We start from the raw sequence: 15,478 nt of genomic DNA on the forward strand, positions 1-15,478 counted from the left end.
TGCGGGAAAGAGCCTAGTCGAACGATTGCCTGCCACCTATGGCCGTCGGCGGCGATACCGTTGGGCCATCCAGTCGTTACGCTCCGGTTTGGCAATTGCCGCTATGAAATCGTCACTCTGCTCCGATCGGCGGCAGCCGGCGTTCTACCGGCGATGACTGGATGATCGAGGTGTTGGTCATCGCAAAGGCAATGATGCCGTCGATGATCTTCTCCAGATGCTCGACCGAGCGCACATGAGCCTTGGCGATGAAGCAATCGTCGCCGGTGATGCGGTCGCATTCGACGATCTCCGGCAGGCCGCGCAGGATCTCGGCGACGCGCTTCAGCTCACCCGGCAGCGGCCGGATGCGCAGCCAGGCGGCGAGCGGCAAGCCAAGTGCTGCCGGGTCGATCGTCGCGGTGTAACCCTTTATCACACCGCTTTCCTCCAGCCGCTTCAGCCGCTCGGAAACGCTCGGTGCGGAGAGCCCGACCAGACGTGCCAACTCGGCGACGCTGGTGCGCGCATCCGTGGTCAGTGCCTTCAGCAACCGCGCATCGACGGCATCCAGCGGCCCGTCTTCATATCGAAGGCGTTTCATGGTCTTGGCCTTTCGATTGTCTGGCAGAAGGGAGAATAGCGCTTTCTTCGGCTATAGGAAGCGTCGGATTGGCCTTGCATGCTGGGCCTAAGAAATGGAGCCCCGCATGCCCATCCTCGACCGTGCCGCCGAAAAGATCCCGCCGCAGGCCTGGTTCGGCGTCAGCGCCCTGTTCCACTATCTCGGCCCGTCCTTCGCTGTGCTGCTATTCCCGGCGGTCGGCGTCTTCGGCGTCGCCTGGATGCGCATTGCCTCCGCCGCCCTGATCTTCGCTCCGTTCACCCGCCCCCTGCGCACCATTCGGCTGGCGGACGGGCGCACGCGGTGGCTGCTTGCCGCCCTCGGACTGACGCTGGCGGCGATGAATTTTTCCTTCTATCTGGCACTGGAGCGCCTGCCGATGAGCCTGGTGGCGGCGATGGAGTTCGTCAGCACCATCCTTATCGCCTTCTACGGCTTGCGGACGCGGCGCAATCTGGTGGCGCTGTCGCTCACCGCCGTCGGCGTCGCTATCCTGATCGACATCAAATGGTCGTCCGATTTCCTGGGCCTCGGCTTTTCCGCCCTCAACGCCGCGCTGTTCGGTCTCTACATCGTGTTCGGCCACCGTATCGCCGAACGCGGCGCGGGGCAGGGCGTCGAGACGCTGGGTGCTGCGATGGCGATTGCCTTCGTCGCCGCCTTTCCCATTGGCTTCATGCAGGCGCTCAAGGCGTTTTCCGCGCCCCAACTCATCCTTGCCGGGATTGGTGTCGGCGTCTGCTCGTCGGTGATCCCCTACATCTCCGACCAGTTCGCCATGTCGCGCCTTCCACGCGCCAGTTTCGCGCTGATGCTGGCGCTGCTGCCGGCAACCGCGACGGTGATCGCCGCAATCGTGCTTGCGCAATTCCCCAGCCAGCGCGACATTTTGGGCATCGCGCTGGTGATGGCGGGCGTGGCGCTGCATCGGCAGGCGGGACGGGAGCCGATCCGCGCGGCTGAATGATCAGCGATTCCCTGCCGGCGGGGTATCGTGTTGCCGGCCCGGCCCCTGCCTTAAATCCCGGATAGGGCGCAGGCTCCGACAGGCCTTGCGCCTCGTCCACGTCCTCATGCTTCCGACCACACCGCCAGTTCGTAACCATCCGGATCGGCAAAATGGAAACGCCGGCCGCCGGGGAACGAATAGGCGGGTTTTACGATCCGGCCGCCCGCAGCCTCCACCTGGCGCTGCGTCTCGTCGAGGTTTTTGGCAAACAGGATCACCAGCGGGCCGCCCGAAACCTTATCCGGCTTGCCGAGGGCGAAACCGCCGGTCAGCCGTCCGTCATTGAATTCGCAATAGTCCGGTCCGTAGTCCTTGAAGGACCAGCCGAAGGCTTTGCCGTAGAAGTCGCGCGAGCGCGCGACGTCCCCGACCGAAAACTCGACATAGTCGATGCGTTTGTCGTTGCTGGCCATGGTCTTTTCCTTTCGTTGAAACTTAAAGCGTGTCGCACCCAATCGGCCTCATTCTACCGGGCCGGTTTGGGCCAAATCCATCGGGCTTCGTCTTGTCCGGGCCACCAGCCCGGCCTGCGACGAGGCCCTCGACCTTGTCCCAAACCGTCACCGGCAGAATGACACCGATTGGGTGCGACACGCTTTAGCGTTCGAGCAGCGCCTTCAGCGCATGGAGGTCGCGCTGCACCGCAGCGCCATCGGCGGCGAAAATCTCGTCCGTCATCTCCGGCGCCCTCAGAAGCGTGAACATCACCTCGGCGCCGCTGCCGTTGGGAACCACGCGCATCGCATTGCGAGTTTCCCGGCCTCCGGCGGAGACGGTGTGGTCGAGCACACCGAACTCGTTGGGTTTCGAGAAGCGGATGCGGATCGGCTTTCCGTCGGGGTCTTCCGCGATCCAGTCCTCGCCCGATTTTTCGAAGCGCCTGCCGAGGCCCGCCGCCCAGCGCTGGAAATTTTCCGGAATGGAGGCGAAGTCGTAGACTTCGCGCCAGTCACGGTCGATGGACACGGTGATGATGCGGGATTGATGGATGGTCATGCCTGCCTCCGTCATCAGGGTCATGAAGGCAGATCTAGACGGCGGCGATGGAAAGATATTGAACGAAACGGCCAGATCAGCCCCTATATTGCCGCAAGATCGCCGCCGGCGAAAAGCCGGACAGGCGCCGCACCTCGCGCGTCAGATGCGCCTGGTCGGCATAGCCCGCCGCGAAGGCGAGGCCGGCTAACCGCGGCTCGGCGGAGCCCCGCGCAAAGTTCAGGAACCGCTGAAAGCGCAGGATGCGGTCAAGCGTCTTCGGGCCGTAGCCGAAAGCCTCCTGGCAGCGCCGGCGCAGCGTGCGCGGGCTGACATCCAGCCGGTCGAGGATCACCGCCATGCCCGGGCCGGCGGACTCCGTCCTCAGCGCGTGAAATGCAAATCCCATATCGGGCGGTGGCGCCTCGACGCCGGGCGCGAGCCGGGCGAGGCATTCTCGCAGCGTCCGCATCCGTGCGGCACCGGACGGCGCATCACCAATCCTCCCGGCGATTTCGCTGGCCTGCGCGCCCCAGAAATGCTGGAGCGCCAGCCGGCCGCCGACGATCTCCGACATCGGCAGGCCCAGCCATCGGGCCGCCGCACCCGGCCGGAAGCGGGCACCGATTACGGTCGAGCCGGGTTTCAACGCCGACATCGCGACTTCCGTGTCCGGCCCCGCCACGACCAGTTCGCCGTCGATCCAGGTGATGTCGACGCAGCCGTCCGGGACCACGGCCGACAACCCGCCCTGCGGCCGCACGGTGTTGGACCAGACGCATTGGAAATGCGCTTCGAGGGCGGCCTGGGGAGCGGACTCGCTATAGTTCCCGATCACACCAGAAAGCACGGGCGTATTGCCATTGCGCGCCATGACGCTCTCCCGTGAGGAATGCCCCTTGCAGCCTCTTCGGTACGCCGCAATCTATCGCGGCGGCGGTTTGCTTCAACCCTTGTGGTGCGCATCGGTGGCTGCGCGCTGCGTCGTCCGGCTGTCCGGCGTCGGGCTGGCGACGGCCGCGTCCGACAGGCAACAGGCCCGCGGCCATCGCCGACAGTTTGGCTGACTCCGACAGAATGCCATGTTATGCGGCGCCCCACATGTCAGGCGCCGAATCCAACCTCCCGCTATCGCCGCAAGACCTCCGCCGCTGGTATCTGCGCGGCGTGCGCGCCGCCTATTCGCCGCCGGGCTGGATTCTTCTGACCGCCTATGTCGGCTTTGCCGGGCTCGCCAAAGAATCCGGCTTCTCTCTGGCCGAGACGGTGTTCATGACGGCGATCGTCTGGGCGCTGCCGGCCAATGTCGTGCTGATCGGCGGAATCCTGTCGGGCGCTTCGCTGCTCTGGGCAGCCTTCGCGGTGGCGCTGTCGTCATTCCGCATGATGCCGATGGTGGTGGCGCTGATGCCGGAGCTGAAGAGCGGGCGCACCCGAAGGCTGACGCTGTATTTCCTGTCGCATTTCGTTGCCGTCACCTCCTGGGTGCTGGCGATGGAGCGCGTGCGTGGCGTGCCGCGCGACATGCGCACGGCGTGGTTCCTCGGCCTCGGCTCGACGCTGCTGGTCACCAACACGGTGCTGGTCGGCGGCGTCTATCTTCTGGTCGGCGGACTGCCGGCGCCGATGACAGCAGCGCTGCTCTTCCTCACCCCGATCTATTTCCTGACCTCGCTGTGGGGCTCGGCCCGCGAAGGCGCCGGCCATGTCGCCATGCTCTGCGGGCTGGTGCTCGGGCCGATGTTCCACATCGTCTGGCCGCGCTTCGACCTTCTGGCGGCGGGGCTGGTCGGGGGTATCGTCGCTTTTATCTTTCACCGCCTGACGGCGAGGCGCGCCAGCCAATGACGTTCGAATCTTTCGACACCTGGTGGTGGCCGTTCCTGTTCATTCTCGTCGCCGGCGGGCTGGCCACCGATGTCTGGCGTTTCCTCGGCGTGCATTTCGGCGGCCGCATCTCCGAAGAATCCGAGGCGCTGGTGTTCGTGCGCGCCGTCGCCACGGCCCTCGTCGCCGCGGTCATCGGCAACCTCATCGTCTTCCCCAGCGGCTCGCTGGCCGAAACCGCGATGGCGCTGCGCATCGGCGCCGCGGTCGCGGGTTTCGCCGTCTATCTCGCTTCGGGAAAACGCATGCTGGTCGGCATCGTCACCGGCGAGGCCGTGCTTATCGCGGGGATGGTGATGGGGTGGTAGGCTAAGCCAGCGCCTTGCGAATTTTCTCCGCATTGGCCGCCAGCGCCTCAGGCTTCTCCATTTGCCCCGTGTGCGGCTTCAGCGCCACGCCGTCGAAGCGCGGAAGAATGTGGAAATGCAGGTGGAACACGACCTGTCCGCCCGCCGGCTCGTTGAACTGCTGCACCGTCACGCCATCCGCCGAAAACGCCTTGACGACGGCGCGCGCCAGTTTTTGTGTCGTCGCCGCAACCGCCGCGAGACTGTCAGGCGCCACGTCCAAAATGTTGCGCGAGGGCTTTTTGGGGATCACCAGGCAGTGGCCGTCGCCCCTCGGCATGATGTCCATGAAAGCGAAGGTCGCCTCGTCCTCGTAGAGCTTGTGCGAGGGAATCTCACCGCGCAGGATTTTGGCGAAGATGTTGTTCGGATCGTAGGCAGGCATGTCCGGCTCCGTCACGTGAGGTTCCGTTCTGTGCTTTCGGGTAGTGTCGGTCAAGTGCCGACCGAAGCTCTGCGCTGGGCGGCCTTCTCTGCGATCGCTCTTGCGGTCATTCCGATTAAGACCTGAATTTACTTTAACATAATGAGGTTTCTGGGGCAAAGGTTCATGTTAAATTATATTTCTATTTACAGTCATATATTTTTTGTACAATGTCCATCATGCGGTAGTTAAAACTTAGGGAGAGAGTTATGGGTCTTATCGTCAACCTTGGATTAATTTCGCAATCGGCAAAAGTTTCGCAGAAGGATTTGAATATCGTTTCTGCCGCGCTGCAGAAGCAGGTTGTGCGCGATTTCGAGCCAATATGGAACGTGCAGGCGACGGTCGATGCTTTTGAGGCACTTGAGGACTTACCACTCGGATACTGGCCGATCGTGATCCGCGATGATATCGGTTTTAGCGCGGCCGGGATTCATCTTGACAAAGATGGCCAGCCCTTCGCTCTCGTGAGTTCGGCCGACGATCGTGACGTGTGGGCGCTCACATCGAGCCACGAGGTTCTTGAGATGCTCGCCGATCCCTTCGGGAACCGTGTCGTGGCGGGCGACTCGCCCAAGCCGGGGCAGGGCAGGGTCATGTTTCTTGTCGAGGTTTGCGACCCTTCCGAGGATGCCGCGTTCGGCTACAGCATCAATGGCATTCTCGTTTCGGATTTCTATACTCCGCGCTTCTTCGATCCGGTGCCGAATCCGGCGACGCGTTACTCATTCACCAACTCGATCCAGCGGCCACGGCAAGTCCTGCGCGGCGGCTACCTGTCGTGGGAGGATCCCCAGTCGGGCGAGTGGTGGCAGGAGACGTGGTTCAGCGGATCAGCGTCGACGTTCCGGTCGCTCGGCAGGCTGGACGCCGCCAATGGCAGCATTCGAAGCCAGATCGACCGGTTCTCGAACAGGGATACCATGGAGGTGATTGCGCGAGGGCGGCCCGTGGCGGAACGTGCCGGACTGATCGCAAGCGTAGTCTCCGCCGCGACCCACTCGCGCGGAGCCACATTGCAGGCGCAAATCGATGCCATCGTTGGGACGGCTGGCGTTGCTGCGGCAGGTCCCATGCCGCCAACTGTGGCCTCTGCCGGTCGAAAACGGAGACCGAAGAAATGACAGAAGATACGGAGCGGCAAAAGCGGTTGGAGCGTGCACGGCAATTGAACGATCAGATCGAACAAATCGTGCATAAGGAAAAGACCGAGCAGCCGCCTGTACCCCGCCCGCGGTCGCCTCGCGACTTCATCCATGACAGGATGGACCAGATATCCGAGAAGGATGAAGGCGAGAAAGACTAGGATTTCGCCCAATCGGAGGATTGCCCGAATCAACTCCCCGCGGGGTGATCCGTGTCGCCTTTGCGAAACGGCACGTGCTCCTCGAAATACTCCGTGGTCCGCGCCACTTCCTGCCGCTCGCGCTGGAGATAGTCGTCCACCGCATTGCGCAGGCCGGGATGGGCTATGTAATGCGCTGACTGCGTGGTCACCGGGCGGTAGCCGCGCGCCAGCTTGTGTTCGCCCTGGGCGCCGGCCTCGACCACGCGCAGCTTTCTTTCGATCGCAAAATCAATGGCCTGGTGGTAGCAGACCTCGAAGTGCAGGAACGGGTGATCCTCGATACAGCCCCAATTGCGGCCGTAGAGCGTGTCCGAGCCGATGAAGTTGATCGCTCCGGCCACATAGCGCCCGGCGCGCTTCGCCATGACCAGAAGCACGTCTTTTCCCATCCTTTCGCCGATCAGCGAAAAGAACCTGCGGTTGAGATAGGGCCGGCCCCATTTGCGACCGCCGGTGTCCATGTAGAAGGTGAAAAAATCGTCCCAGGCTTTTTCGGTCAGGTCGCTGCCGGTCAGCCGGTCGATGCTTACGCCGGCGGCCAGCGCCTCGCGCCGCTCCTTCTTCAGTGCCTTGCGTTTGCGGGATGCGAGGGTGGCTAGAAAATCGTCGTAATTCAGATAGTTGTCGTTGAAGAAGTGGAACTGCTGGTCGGTCCGACGGAGGTATCCGGTGCCCAACAGTGCTTGCATGTCTTCGTCATTGGCGAATGTGACGTGGGCGGACGACACGCCGAGCTTGTCCGTCACCGCCCTCAGTCCGGCGGCCAGAATCGCCCTGGTCGCGTCCGCGTCGAGATCGCGGCGGACCAGCAGGCGGGGGCCGGTCGCGGGCGTGAACGGCACCGAGACCTGCAACTTGGGATAATAATCGCCGCCGGCCCGCTCGAACGCGTCCGCCCAGCCCTGGTCGAAGACATATTCTCCCTGGCTGTGCGATTTCAGATAGGCCGGTACAGCGCCGAGCAAATTTCCGTTCTCGTCCTCCAGCCGCAAATGGCTGGCCTGCCAGCCGGTGCGCGGCGTGGCGCAGCCGGACTCTTCCAGCGAGCGCAGAAAATCGAGGGAAAGGAACGGATTGTAGCCGGAACCTGCCGCACATTCCAGGGTCGTTCCGGCAAGACTTTCCCATTCCGAGCGGGAAAAATCGCCCATCGATCCGGCGATGCGGATCGTGTGGCCGGTCCGGGAAGAGTCGCCGCCGTTTGTGCTGCGCTGCATCATCGCAGTGTTATGTGCACTGCGAAAGCCGCGCGGCAAGGGCCATTTCACGCAACCAAAACCTTTTGTGGTTCGAAACCCTCGAAGGTTATCTGGTCGGCATGCGCCATGCTGTGGTCGACCGCGGCTTGGTCGCGGATCGTCCAGCTTATCACCGGCATGGAAAGCCGGTCGCGTACGAAGCTGACGAACGGGTTGGGCAGTTGCTCGACGGCGTAGGAAACGAAGGAAATTCCATAGGCCAGCATGGAGAAATGCGCCTCGATCTCCTGTTGCTGGTGGCCCCATGCGGTCAGGCCGGCAGGCACGTCCGGCATGTAGCGCGAAAAATCGCGGATCAGCCAATGGTCGAAGGACATGATTGCGACCTTGCCCTTGCAACCTTCCAGCAAGGCTCCGACTTTGGCGACAAGCCCTTCATCGTGGCCTGGAATGCCTTTCAGCTCGATCACCATCGGCACGCGGCCGGCGACGAAGGCGAGCGTCTCCTTGAGCGTCGGCGCATGGTCCTTCGTGCCACCGATCTTCAGCGCCGCGAATTCCGCCGCCGTCTTTTGCCAGACAAAACCTTCCTGGTTGGCTAAGCGGCGCAGGTCATTGTCATGGAAAACAACCACTTCGCCGTCGAGGCTCAAGTGAACGTCGCACTCGATCGCATAGTCGTTGTCGATCGCCCGCCCAAAAGCCGAGAGTGTGTTCTCCCAGACTAGCTTGTTCATGTCGTGATAGCCGCGATGCGCGATCGGGCGCTTGGTAAGCCACGAAATATCGCTCATGATCAGGACCTTAGGCGACTTCGATGACGGCTTCGATCTCGACCGGCGCGTTGAGTGGCAGGCAGGCCGTTCCCACCGCCGAGCGCGCATGTTTTCCGGCGTCGCCGAGAACCGCCGCGAGGAAATCCGACGCGCCGTTGGCGACCAGATGCTGTTCGGTGAAGTCGGGCGCCGAGGCGACGAAGACCGTGATCTTGACGATCTTGCCGATCCGGTCGAGCGAGCCGAGCGCGGCTTTGGCCTGTGCCAGAATATTGATCGCGCAGTATTTTGCGGCTTCCTTGCCGGCCGCCACGTCGAGGTCACGGCCGAGCAGGCCGCTGGCGAGCAGCTGGCCATCCTTCAGCGGCAACTGTCCGGCGGTGAAGACCAGATTGCCGCTGCGCATGAAAGGCAGGTAGTTGGCGGCCGGCGCGGCCGCCGCCGGCAAGGTCACGCCGAGCTCGCCAAGCCGCTTTTCGATTGTGTCGCCCATCGTCATTCCTTATCTCTATCTTCAAACGGGTCGTATCGAGGCGGGAACCTGCAACTTTTGCCTCGCTTACGCCATGACTTTTTTGGAAGTTTGCGCCTAAATCGAAGCCCGTCTTCCGGGCCTGACTGGAGTTGCTCATGCGCGTATCGCGCCTTGTCGTCCTTGCCTCCGCCGGAATCGCCGCACTCGCGGCCAGCCCCGCGCTTGCCGCCGCGCCGCTGATCTCGCACCGCGCGGTTTACGACCTCGCGCTCGACAAGGCGTCCGACAAATCCGGCATCACCGGCCTCCAGGGCCGCATGGTTTACGAGTTCAACGGCTCGCCTTGCGAGGGCTATACCGTCAATTTCCGCTTCGTGACGCGCATCGACACCAGCGAGAATTCGCGCGTGACCGACCAGCAGACCACGACTTTCGAGGACAGCGGCGGAAAGTCCTTTTCCTTCGTCACGAAATCCTTCACCGACCAGGCGCTGGAGCGCGAGTTGAAGGGCACGGCGACGCGCGAGCCCGACGGCCTGAAGGTCGAGATCGACAAACCCGAGAAGAACAGCCTCGAATTGCGCAAGACCCAGTTTCCGACCCAGCATCTCGAAGAACTGATCAGCAAGGCCAACACCGGCGAAACCTTCTATGAAACCAATCTCTTCGACGGTTCGGAGAATGGCGACAAGGTGATGACTACTACGGTGATCGTCGGCAAGAAGACGAAAGCTCCCGCCAACGATCCCGAATTGCCGGTGCTGAAGACGCTGGCCAAGGACCAGTACTGGCCGGTCGACATCGCCTATTTCGACGACGCCAATGACGGCGGCGAGGAAGTGCCGGAATACCGCATCGCCTTCAAGCTGCATGAAAACGGCCTGACCCGCGACTTGACGATGGACTATGGCGACTTCTCGATGCGGGGAAAGCTGGTCAATCTCTCGGTGTTCGACACCCCTCCGCAGACCTGCAAATAGTTTTCGAGCGCGCCTGCTTGGGCAATCCCCGCACCATCTTGCCGAGTCTCGCGCAGGAGCCGCAACAGGCGGCGCCTCGAAGCCGGCGCCGATAGGAGCGGCGCGTGGGGCAAAAGCCGGGCCGTCTCAATACCTTCGTCGCGCCGAAACCCAATCGTTTTCTGATCAGGCTGATGACGCCCGTGAACCGGGTGCTGATGCTAAAGGGGTTCCCGCTGCTGCGCGACTTGCCGCTGCTTAACCGGGTCGCCGGCATTCGTGGCATCGCCAATGTCCGGCAGATCGATTTTCCGGACGCCGATCGCGAGCGGCTGGCGGCTGTCTGCGGAAAGGGCAGGGCGACGTTCCTGACCCCGAACCATCCGGAATTCTTCACCGACTGGATGATCGACAAGGAGATCGTGTCGAAGGTCGCGCCGCTCACGGCATCGTGGGCGACCAACGGCGTCGTCAACGGTCTGGGCCGCCTCGCGCAGAAATTCTGGCTGGCCAACAATCTGATTGCGCAGATCCCCGGCAACAGCGACAGCGCCCGGCGGCATTCGGTCGACTGGGCCGTTAAAGGCAATGGCGTGTTGCTGCACCCGGAAGGCGCGGTCGGCTGGCATGGCGACTGGATCGCGCCGCTGATGCCGGGAGCGGCCGAGATGGCCATTGCGGCGCTGGAGCAGGGCAGGGCCGCCGATCCGGGGTTCCAGGCGTGGGTCGCGCCGGTCGTCTGGAAGCTGGTGTTTTTGCACGATGCCGATGCCGGATTGCAGGCGGAATGCGCCTATGTCGAGCAGCGATTGCGGATCGAAAACGCCGCCCGACACGCTTCGCCGGCGGAACGGGTCTACGCCATCTACGAGGCGCTGCTGGCGCGCGACGAAGAGAAAGCGGGAGTTATCGCGGACCGCTCGCAGCCCGTCGCGCGGCGGCCGGAAACGCTGATAGCAAAACTTTCCGAAAGGCTTGCAAGCCAGATTGGCGCAGCCGATCTCTCGAGCAATTCCGAATTGCAGCGCGCCGCGCGGCGCTGGCTGCGGACCTCGGATGAGAGCCGGGACGATACCGCGGCGCAAGCGGTTAAGGTGAGTGCCGATATGCTGCAAAGGCTGTGCCGGCTCGGGCCGTTCGCCTGGGCGAGCGAGACGATGACGCAGGAGCAGGCGGCAGAGCACATCAAGCGCGTCCGCAACGACTATTGCTTGGGAACCTTTCGCGACACGCTGAACCGTTTCGTGCCACAGCCGGTCGGTCCGCGCCGGGCCATCATCCGCGTGCCGGAGCCGATCGCGGTGCATGATTGCGGTGGCGATGCCGAGGCGCTGACCGCCGAATTGCGCCGCCGGCTGCAAAGCGCGCTGGACGACATCAACGCCGATCTGCGCAAGGCTGGTGGACCGCGCGGCTATCCTAATCCATTTTTTCAAGTTTGAGGGTTTGGAAAGGGTGCGTGCTTTGTGGGCGAGCCTCGAAGGACGCACCATCAGGATGAAGAAGCGTTGCGGCTATTCCACCCACACGCCGTGTTTTTTGTGCCAATCCGCGATGGAATCCTCGGGATAGAGGTCAAAACTCCGGTCGCCATTCCGGATGTTCGGCTCGACCCAGGAGGCCTTGTATTTCAGCATGATGTGGACGCGCTCGGGCGCCTTCGGCAGGTTAGTGTCGACGGCAGAGGCAAAGGGATGCACCAGTTCCGGCCAGGTGGGATCGTAGAGCCACAGCGCCGATCCGCATTTTTTGCAGAACTGCCGCTCGCCGGTCGAGACCTCGCAGCGCGTGCGTTCGTCGTCCTCTATCTCCGCCCGGTAGAGGCCGAGGTTTCGCTTGCCGGTGACCTTCAGCGTCTCCGACACGGCGCCGAGGTTGATGGCATATCCGCCGCCGCCCTGCTGCTTTCGGCAGATCGAGCAGTAGCAGAGCATATAGGGGACGGGCGTGTGGCTCTCGACTTCGAAACCGACGGCGCCGCAGCGACAGGAACCTTTGAGAAGAAGTGGCAAGAGGTGTCTCCAGTCTTTGTCTCTATCGCGGAAGCCGCGCCGCCGCTGTTCCGTGCGCGATGACAGGGAAGGCGGCGGCTGCCATAATAGCCGGCATGGACAACGACGCCATCGCCGATCTGTTTTCCCGCCTCGGACCGATCACGATCAAGCGGCTGTTTGGTGGCAAGGGCATCTATTTCGAAGGCGTGATCGTCGCCATCGAACTGCGCGGCGAATTGATGCTGAAGGCCGATGCCGAGGTGGCCGGCGAGTTCGCGGCCGCCGGCTGCAAGCAATGGACCTATATCGGGTCGCGGCACGGCAGGCAGGTGGCGATGCCGTATTGGACCGTACCCGACGAGGCGGTGGACGATCCCGACGAAATGGCGCGCTGGGCGCGGAAGTCTTATGAAGCCGGGCTGCGGTCGACAAACTGACCAGTCAAAGAGCCTTCGCGATCCGCGCCGCCAGTTTTGCGTTGTTCTCCACCAGCGCGATGTTGGTCTTCAGGCTCTCGCCGCCGGTGAGGTCCAAAATCGTTTGAAGCAGGAATGGCGTCACGCGCTTGCCCGACACGGCCTGCATCGTCGCCGCCTGCTGTGCTCTTGCGATGTAGCCGGCCATGCGTTCCGCCGGGATCTCGTCGGCCTCCGGCACCGGATTGGCAATCAGCATGCCGCCGTCGAGGCCGAGGGCACGGCGCGTCTTGAAGAAATTGGCGATGGCTTCGGGCGCGTCGAGCCTGAGCGGCGCGGGGTAGGGCGAGGCGCGCGACCAGAAGGCGGGCATGACGTCCGAGCCGCAGGCGACGACCGGCACGCCACGCGTCTCCAGCACCTCCAGCGTCTTTTCGATGTCGAGGATGGCTTTTGCGCCGGCCGAAACGACGATGACCGGCGTGCGCGAAAGCTCGTCGAGGTCGGCCGAGATGTCGAAGCTTGTTTCCGCGCCCTTGTGTACCCCGCCGATGCCACCGGTGGCGAAGACCGAGATGCCGGCGATCCGCGCCGCGATCATGGTGGCGGCGACGGTGGTGCCGCCGGTGCGCCGCTCGGCGACGGCGAAGCCGATGTCGGCGCGCGAGAGTTTCATGGCGCCTTGCGTCTGCGCCAGCGCCTCGCGCTCGATGGGCGACAGGCCGATTTTTATGCGGCCGTCGACCACGGCGATGGTGGCAGGTGTCACGCCCTCGTCGGCGATGATGCGCTCGACATTGCCGGCCATGCGGCTGTTGTCGGGGAAGGGCATGCCGTGGGTGATGATGGTGCTTTCCAGCGCCACCACCGGGCGGGCGGCGGCGAGCGCCTGCGCCACCGGTTCGAAAATATCGATATGAGCCATGGCGGTGCCAGGCGACATGAGCTTCTCCTTTGCTCGGCGCCTCATGCAGCGTTTCGGCCGGCGGGACAAGGGCCAGCGCGGCTTGGAATTCGGTGCGACCCAGCGCCGGCGCGGCGTTGGTGCTTTCCAGTACCAAAAGTGCGGCCGCCATGCCTTCGCGCACGGCGTCGGCAAAAGGCAGGCCACGCAGCAGCGCCGCCGCGGCCGCGCCGGCAAGTGCATCGCCGGCGCCGGTGACGTCGGCTATGCCACGCGGGCGAGGGGGTGTGATGGAAAACATCCGGTCTCCATCGAGGGCAACGACGGGGCTCGGTCCTTTCGACAGGACGGCACGTCGCAAGCCCAGCGCACGAAGGGCGTTCAACATCCGCGAGGCAGGGACTTCCGGGCCAAGACCGGTCAGCGCGCCCGCCTCACGCGTGTTGAGGAACAGGCAGGAAAGCGCCGGCAGGATATCTTTCAGCCGCACCGCTTTGGCAGGCGAAATGGCGAGGGCGAAGATGGGCTTTTCGCCCGCCAATTTCGGAATGCGCGCCAGCGCCTCGGACGACAGATTGGCGTCGGTGAAAACAGCGTCGGCTTGCGCGATCGCCTCGCGCAGCGAAGCGCGCCGCAACTGCTTGCCGATGACCAGCTCGTAGAGGCCCATGTCGGCGAGCGCCGCGATCACGTCGCCATGACGGTCGAGCAATGCCGTGTAGCTCGGCGTGGGACGATCGAGGAAGGTGACGGAGAGGTCGCGAATGCCCGCCGCCGCGATGGCGCGGGCGACCGTCTCGCCCGCCGTGTCGCCGCCGCGAACCGACAGCAGTTGCCCGTCGACGCCGCGCTGCACGGCGTTGCGCAACGCATTGAAGGTGCCGCCGCCGACATCCTCGCGCATTGTGCCAGGATTGGACGCGCCCGGCACGAAGTCGACGGCGACCTGGCCACGCCGGTCGATATGCGCGCCGCCTATGCCGAGGATGATCTTTTGCTTGCTCATGCCCAACGATTCTCGATGTGTCCACCAAGAACTAATCAGGTTCGGCTCGCTTCGCCAGCCGATGGGCAACGGTCCTTGCAGACAGCACGGATTGCCGCCGCGGGCGGAAAAAATCCGCGCCGGCCGTCGCCTTCTCGTCGCGAGCAGCCTCGCGTCAGGACGTGTCGGCGCGCGGACGCTCCAGCGCGTAGAGCGCCATAGAATGGCAGTGCGCCAGGATCTCGTCGACCTCGCGGATGTTCTTGCGGCGCGGGGCGTCCGGGTCGTAGCGCTTCAGCCTGCCGCCCGGCGGCGGCCCGCCCCTGAGCGCCCCGGCGCGCCGGGGCCGCCATGGCTCGAGCCCTTCCTTCACCCGCGCATGCGCGGCGTCATTGCGCGCCTTCCAGCGGGCGAAGCGTTGCGCCTGGCCGGGCAGGTCGTCCAACGCGCGCCCAAGTGCCTCCAGCCGCAGCATCAGCTTTGCCGCGCCGATCGGATCATCCGGCGATGGCGGCGGAGGCAGGCGAGCCCGCTCGGTGAATCCGGGAACCCAGATGCGCGGGGCGGCGTGTGCTGGCACATAGCGGCGGCGGATGCGGAACGGATATTTCAGTGGATCGAGCAGCGACAGCGAGAGAGCGCGCCGAACGGGCTTTGGACCTCTCTTCGGCTCGATCGGCATAAAGGCGCGAGGCCCCCGTTCGGTTGATTTCGGTTTTCGCGGGCGAAACGGCGGCAGGGTCACCACGATGCCGCGCGCCGCCGCTATGATGAGCCGCCGCGCGGCGGATTCGGCTGGACGCAAGAGCCGCAATATGGCGCGGTAGAGATGGCGGGGCAGGGTTGACGCGCCGCCGGCCATGCCGGCCATGGCGACGAGCATTGCCAGGATGCGCTTCAGCGCTTCCACGTTTCGCTCGATTGGTCCACTCCCGTCCACTGCCGCCTCCTTCGAACACAGGCGGCAGCATTGTAGCACCGATCGGCATTGACGTAAATGATCCTAGGATAATAATCCTTGAAGCGCTTCAATTTTCCGTACAACACATTGGAAAAGCTCGACTTTTCGAGACTCAACCGCCTGCCCCGGTACTGTCTAGGCTGGACGCAGGAGGTTCGGCCGTGAAGAATGTCATGCTTGTAACAGCAAGTGAAATCAGCGGCTTGGCTGCAACG

General features: G+C 63.7%; 19 protein-coding genes and 1 pseudogene. 8 read left to right on the top strand and 12 right to left on the bottom strand.

Annotated elements, in window-relative coordinates:
- Positions 1–112: 112 nt before the first annotated feature.
- Entirely contained in the window at positions 113–583 is a 471-nt protein-coding gene (locus tag ACH196_RS15885) for an Lrp/AsnC family transcriptional regulator (protein WP_396647883.1), read from the bottom strand.
- A gap of 106 nt (positions 584–689) precedes the next feature.
- On the opposite strand from ACH196_RS15885, the gene ACH196_RS15890 reads away from it, so the two are divergent.
- Positions 690–1,571: an EamA family transporter gene (locus ACH196_RS15890; RefSeq protein WP_396647884.1), complete on the top strand. Its 882-nt coding sequence runs from the start codon at positions 690–692 to the stop codon at positions 1,569–1,571.
- A 104-nt stretch (positions 1,572–1,675) separates the two neighbouring features.
- On the opposite strand, the gene ACH196_RS15895 is transcribed toward ACH196_RS15890, so the two are convergent.
- The 3 genes from ACH196_RS15895 to ACH196_RS15905 all read right to left on the bottom strand — a co-directional run bounded on the left by ACH196_RS15895 (position 1,676) and on the right by ACH196_RS15905 (position 3,462).
- Entirely contained in the window at positions 1,676–2,026 is a 351-nt protein-coding gene (locus ACH196_RS15895; RefSeq protein ID WP_396647885.1) for a VOC family protein, read from the bottom strand.
- A gap of 184 nt (positions 2,027–2,210) precedes the next feature.
- On the bottom strand, positions 2,211–2,609 hold the full coding sequence (locus ACH196_RS15900; protein WP_396647886.1) for an SRPBCC family protein: 399 nt from the start codon (positions 2,607–2,609) through the stop codon (positions 2,211–2,213).
- A gap of 76 nt (positions 2,610–2,685) precedes the next feature.
- A complete protein-coding gene (locus ACH196_RS15905; protein WP_396647887.1) occupies positions 2,686–3,462 on the bottom strand; it encodes a DUF6597 domain-containing transcriptional factor in 777 nt (258 codons plus the stop codon).
- Positions 3,463–3,689: 227 nt separating this feature from the next.
- Between ACH196_RS15905 and ACH196_RS15910 the strand changes: the two genes are divergently transcribed.
- Both ACH196_RS15910 and ACH196_RS15915 read left to right on the top strand, forming a co-directional pair.
- Complete coding sequence (locus tag ACH196_RS15910; RefSeq protein ID WP_396647888.1) at positions 3,690–4,436, top strand: AzlC family ABC transporter permease; 747 nt, start codon at positions 3,690–3,692, stop codon at positions 4,434–4,436.
- Entirely contained in the window at positions 4,433–4,783 is a 351-nt protein-coding gene (locus ACH196_RS15915) for an AzlD domain-containing protein (protein ID WP_396647889.1), read from the top strand. Before ACH196_RS15910 ends, ACH196_RS15915 begins: the two co-directional genes overlap by 4 nt.
- Before the next feature lies 1 nt (position 4,784).
- Here ACH196_RS15915 and ACH196_RS15920 read toward each other — a convergent pair whose 3' ends face one another.
- Entirely contained in the window at positions 4,785–5,207 is a 423-nt protein-coding gene (locus ACH196_RS15920) for an HIT family protein (protein WP_396647890.1), read from the bottom strand.
- A gap of 248 nt (positions 5,208–5,455) precedes the next feature.
- Between ACH196_RS15920 and ACH196_RS15925 the strand changes: the two genes are divergently transcribed.
- Both ACH196_RS15925 and ACH196_RS15930 read left to right on the top strand, forming a co-directional pair.
- The gene (locus ACH196_RS15925) at positions 5,456–6,370 is read left to right on the top strand and encodes a hypothetical protein (RefSeq protein ID WP_396647891.1); all 915 of its coding nucleotides are present in this window, start codon (positions 5,456–5,458) and stop codon (positions 6,368–6,370) included.
- Entirely contained in the window at positions 6,367–6,552 is a 186-nt protein-coding gene (locus ACH196_RS15930; protein WP_396647892.1) for a hypothetical protein, read from the top strand. The genes ACH196_RS15925 and ACH196_RS15930 overlap by 4 nt, the downstream gene beginning before the upstream one ends.
- 29 nt (positions 6,553–6,581) lie before the next feature.
- Here the strand turns inward: ACH196_RS15930 and ACH196_RS15935 are convergent, their stop codons facing one another.
- The 3 genes from ACH196_RS15935 to ACH196_RS15945 are packed head-to-tail and all read right to left on the bottom strand — an operon-like array spanning position 6,582 to position 9,062.
- The gene (locus ACH196_RS15935) at positions 6,582–7,814 is read right to left on the bottom strand and encodes a GNAT family N-acetyltransferase (RefSeq protein WP_396647893.1); all 1,233 of its coding nucleotides are present in this window, start codon (positions 7,812–7,814) and stop codon (positions 6,582–6,584) included.
- Positions 7,815–7,858: 44 nt separating this feature from the next.
- Positions 7,859–8,587, bottom strand: coding sequence for a glycerophosphodiester phosphodiesterase (locus tag ACH196_RS15940; protein WP_396647894.1), 729 nt, complete (start codon positions 8,585–8,587; stop codon positions 7,859–7,861).
- A 10-nt stretch (positions 8,588–8,597) separates the two neighbouring features.
- Complete coding sequence (locus ACH196_RS15945; protein WP_396647895.1) at positions 8,598–9,062, bottom strand: RidA family protein; 465 nt, start codon at positions 9,060–9,062, stop codon at positions 8,598–8,600.
- 137 nt (positions 9,063–9,199) lie between these two features.
- Between ACH196_RS15945 and ACH196_RS15950 the strand changes: the two genes are divergently transcribed.
- A complete protein-coding gene (locus ACH196_RS15950; protein ID WP_396647896.1) occupies positions 9,200–10,024 on the top strand; it encodes a cell envelope integrity EipB family protein in 825 nt (274 codons plus the stop codon).
- 104 nt (positions 10,025–10,128) lie between these two features.
- Positions 10,129–11,445 (top strand): hypothetical protein, encoded by a 1,317-nt coding sequence (locus tag ACH196_RS15955; RefSeq protein WP_396647897.1) that lies wholly within the window; start codon positions 10,129–10,131, stop codon positions 11,443–11,445.
- A gap of 72 nt (positions 11,446–11,517) precedes the next feature.
- Here the strand turns inward: ACH196_RS15955 and ACH196_RS15960 are convergent, their stop codons facing one another.
- Positions 11,518–12,015, bottom strand: a complete 498-nt coding sequence (locus ACH196_RS15960; protein WP_396647898.1) for a GFA family protein — start codon at positions 12,013–12,015, stop codon at positions 11,518–11,520.
- A gap of 95 nt (positions 12,016–12,110) precedes the next feature.
- Here ACH196_RS15960 and ACH196_RS15965 point away from each other — a divergent pair, with 95 nt between their 5' ends.
- Complete coding sequence (locus tag ACH196_RS15965) at positions 12,111–12,434, top strand: TfoX/Sxy family protein (protein ID WP_396647899.1); 324 nt, start codon at positions 12,111–12,113, stop codon at positions 12,432–12,434.
- Between the two features lie 4 nt (positions 12,435–12,438).
- On the opposite strand, the gene ACH196_RS15970 is transcribed toward ACH196_RS15965, so the two are convergent.
- From ACH196_RS15970 to ACH196_RS15980, 3 genes and pseudogenes are all read right to left on the bottom strand, one after another.
- Positions 12,439–13,356 (bottom strand): pseudouridine-5'-phosphate glycosidase, encoded by a 918-nt coding sequence (locus ACH196_RS15970; protein WP_396647900.1) that lies wholly within the window; start codon positions 13,354–13,356, stop codon positions 12,439–12,441.
- A gap of 151 nt (positions 13,357–13,507) precedes the next feature.
- A pseudogene (locus ACH196_RS15975) lies at positions 13,508–14,323 on the bottom strand (PfkB family carbohydrate kinase); the annotation flags it as partial.
- A 154-nt stretch (positions 14,324–14,477) separates the two neighbouring features.
- Positions 14,478–15,242 carry a hypothetical protein gene (locus ACH196_RS15980; RefSeq protein WP_396647901.1) on the bottom strand — a complete coding sequence of 255 codons (765 nt, stop codon included), beginning with the start codon at positions 15,240–15,242 and terminating at the stop codon, positions 14,478–14,480.
- Positions 15,243–15,478: the final 236 nt, after the last annotated feature.

It is taken from the genome of Mesorhizobium sp. IMUNJ 23232 (genome assembly GCF_044326205.1).
Lineage (GTDB): Bacteria > Pseudomonadota > Alphaproteobacteria > Rhizobiales > Rhizobiaceae > Kumtagia.

Coding starts and splice junctions, on each gene's coding strand:
- ACH196_RS15900 (WP_396647886.1), bottom strand. CDS start 2,609: ATGACCATCCATCAATCCCGCATCATCACCGTGTCCATCGACCGTGAC.
- ACH196_RS15890 (WP_396647884.1), top strand. CDS start 690: ATGCCCATCCTCGACCGTGCCGCCGAAAAGATCCCGCCGCAGGCCTGG.
- ACH196_RS15930 (WP_396647892.1), top strand. CDS start 6,367: ATGACAGAAGATACGGAGCGGCAAAAGCGGTTGGAGCGTGCACGGCAA.
- ACH196_RS15965 (WP_396647899.1), top strand. CDS start 12,111: ATGGACAACGACGCCATCGCCGATCTGTTTTCCCGCCTCGGACCGATC.
- ACH196_RS15950 (WP_396647896.1), top strand. CDS start 9,200: ATGCGCGTATCGCGCCTTGTCGTCCTTGCCTCCGCCGGAATCGCCGCA.
- ACH196_RS15885 (WP_396647883.1), bottom strand. CDS start 583: ATGAAACGCCTTCGATATGAAGACGGGCCGCTGGATGCCGTCGATGCG.
- ACH196_RS15935 (WP_396647893.1), bottom strand. CDS start 7,814: ATGATGCAGCGCAGCACAAACGGCGGCGACTCTTCCCGGACCGGCCAC.
- ACH196_RS15925 (WP_396647891.1), top strand. CDS start 5,456: ATGGGTCTTATCGTCAACCTTGGATTAATTTCGCAATCGGCAAAAGTT.
- ACH196_RS15945 (WP_396647895.1), bottom strand. CDS start 9,062: ATGGGCGACACAATCGAAAAGCGGCTTGGCGAGCTCGGCGTGACCTTG.
- ACH196_RS15915 (WP_396647889.1), top strand. CDS start 4,433: ATGACGTTCGAATCTTTCGACACCTGGTGGTGGCCGTTCCTGTTCATT.
- ACH196_RS15895 (WP_396647885.1), bottom strand. CDS start 2,026: ATGGCCAGCAACGACAAACGCATCGACTATGTCGAGTTTTCGGTCGGG.
- ACH196_RS15910 (WP_396647888.1), top strand. CDS start 3,690: ATGTCAGGCGCCGAATCCAACCTCCCGCTATCGCCGCAAGACCTCCGC.
- ACH196_RS15970 (WP_396647900.1), bottom strand. CDS start 13,356: ATGTCGCCTGGCACCGCCATGGCTCATATCGATATTTTCGAACCGGTG.
- ACH196_RS15920 (WP_396647890.1), bottom strand. CDS start 5,207: ATGCCTGCCTACGATCCGAACAACATCTTCGCCAAAATCCTGCGCGGT.
- ACH196_RS15905 (WP_396647887.1), bottom strand. CDS start 3,462: ATGGCGCGCAATGGCAATACGCCCGTGCTTTCTGGTGTGATCGGGAAC.
- ACH196_RS15940 (WP_396647894.1), bottom strand. CDS start 8,587: ATGAGCGATATTTCGTGGCTTACCAAGCGCCCGATCGCGCATCGCGGC.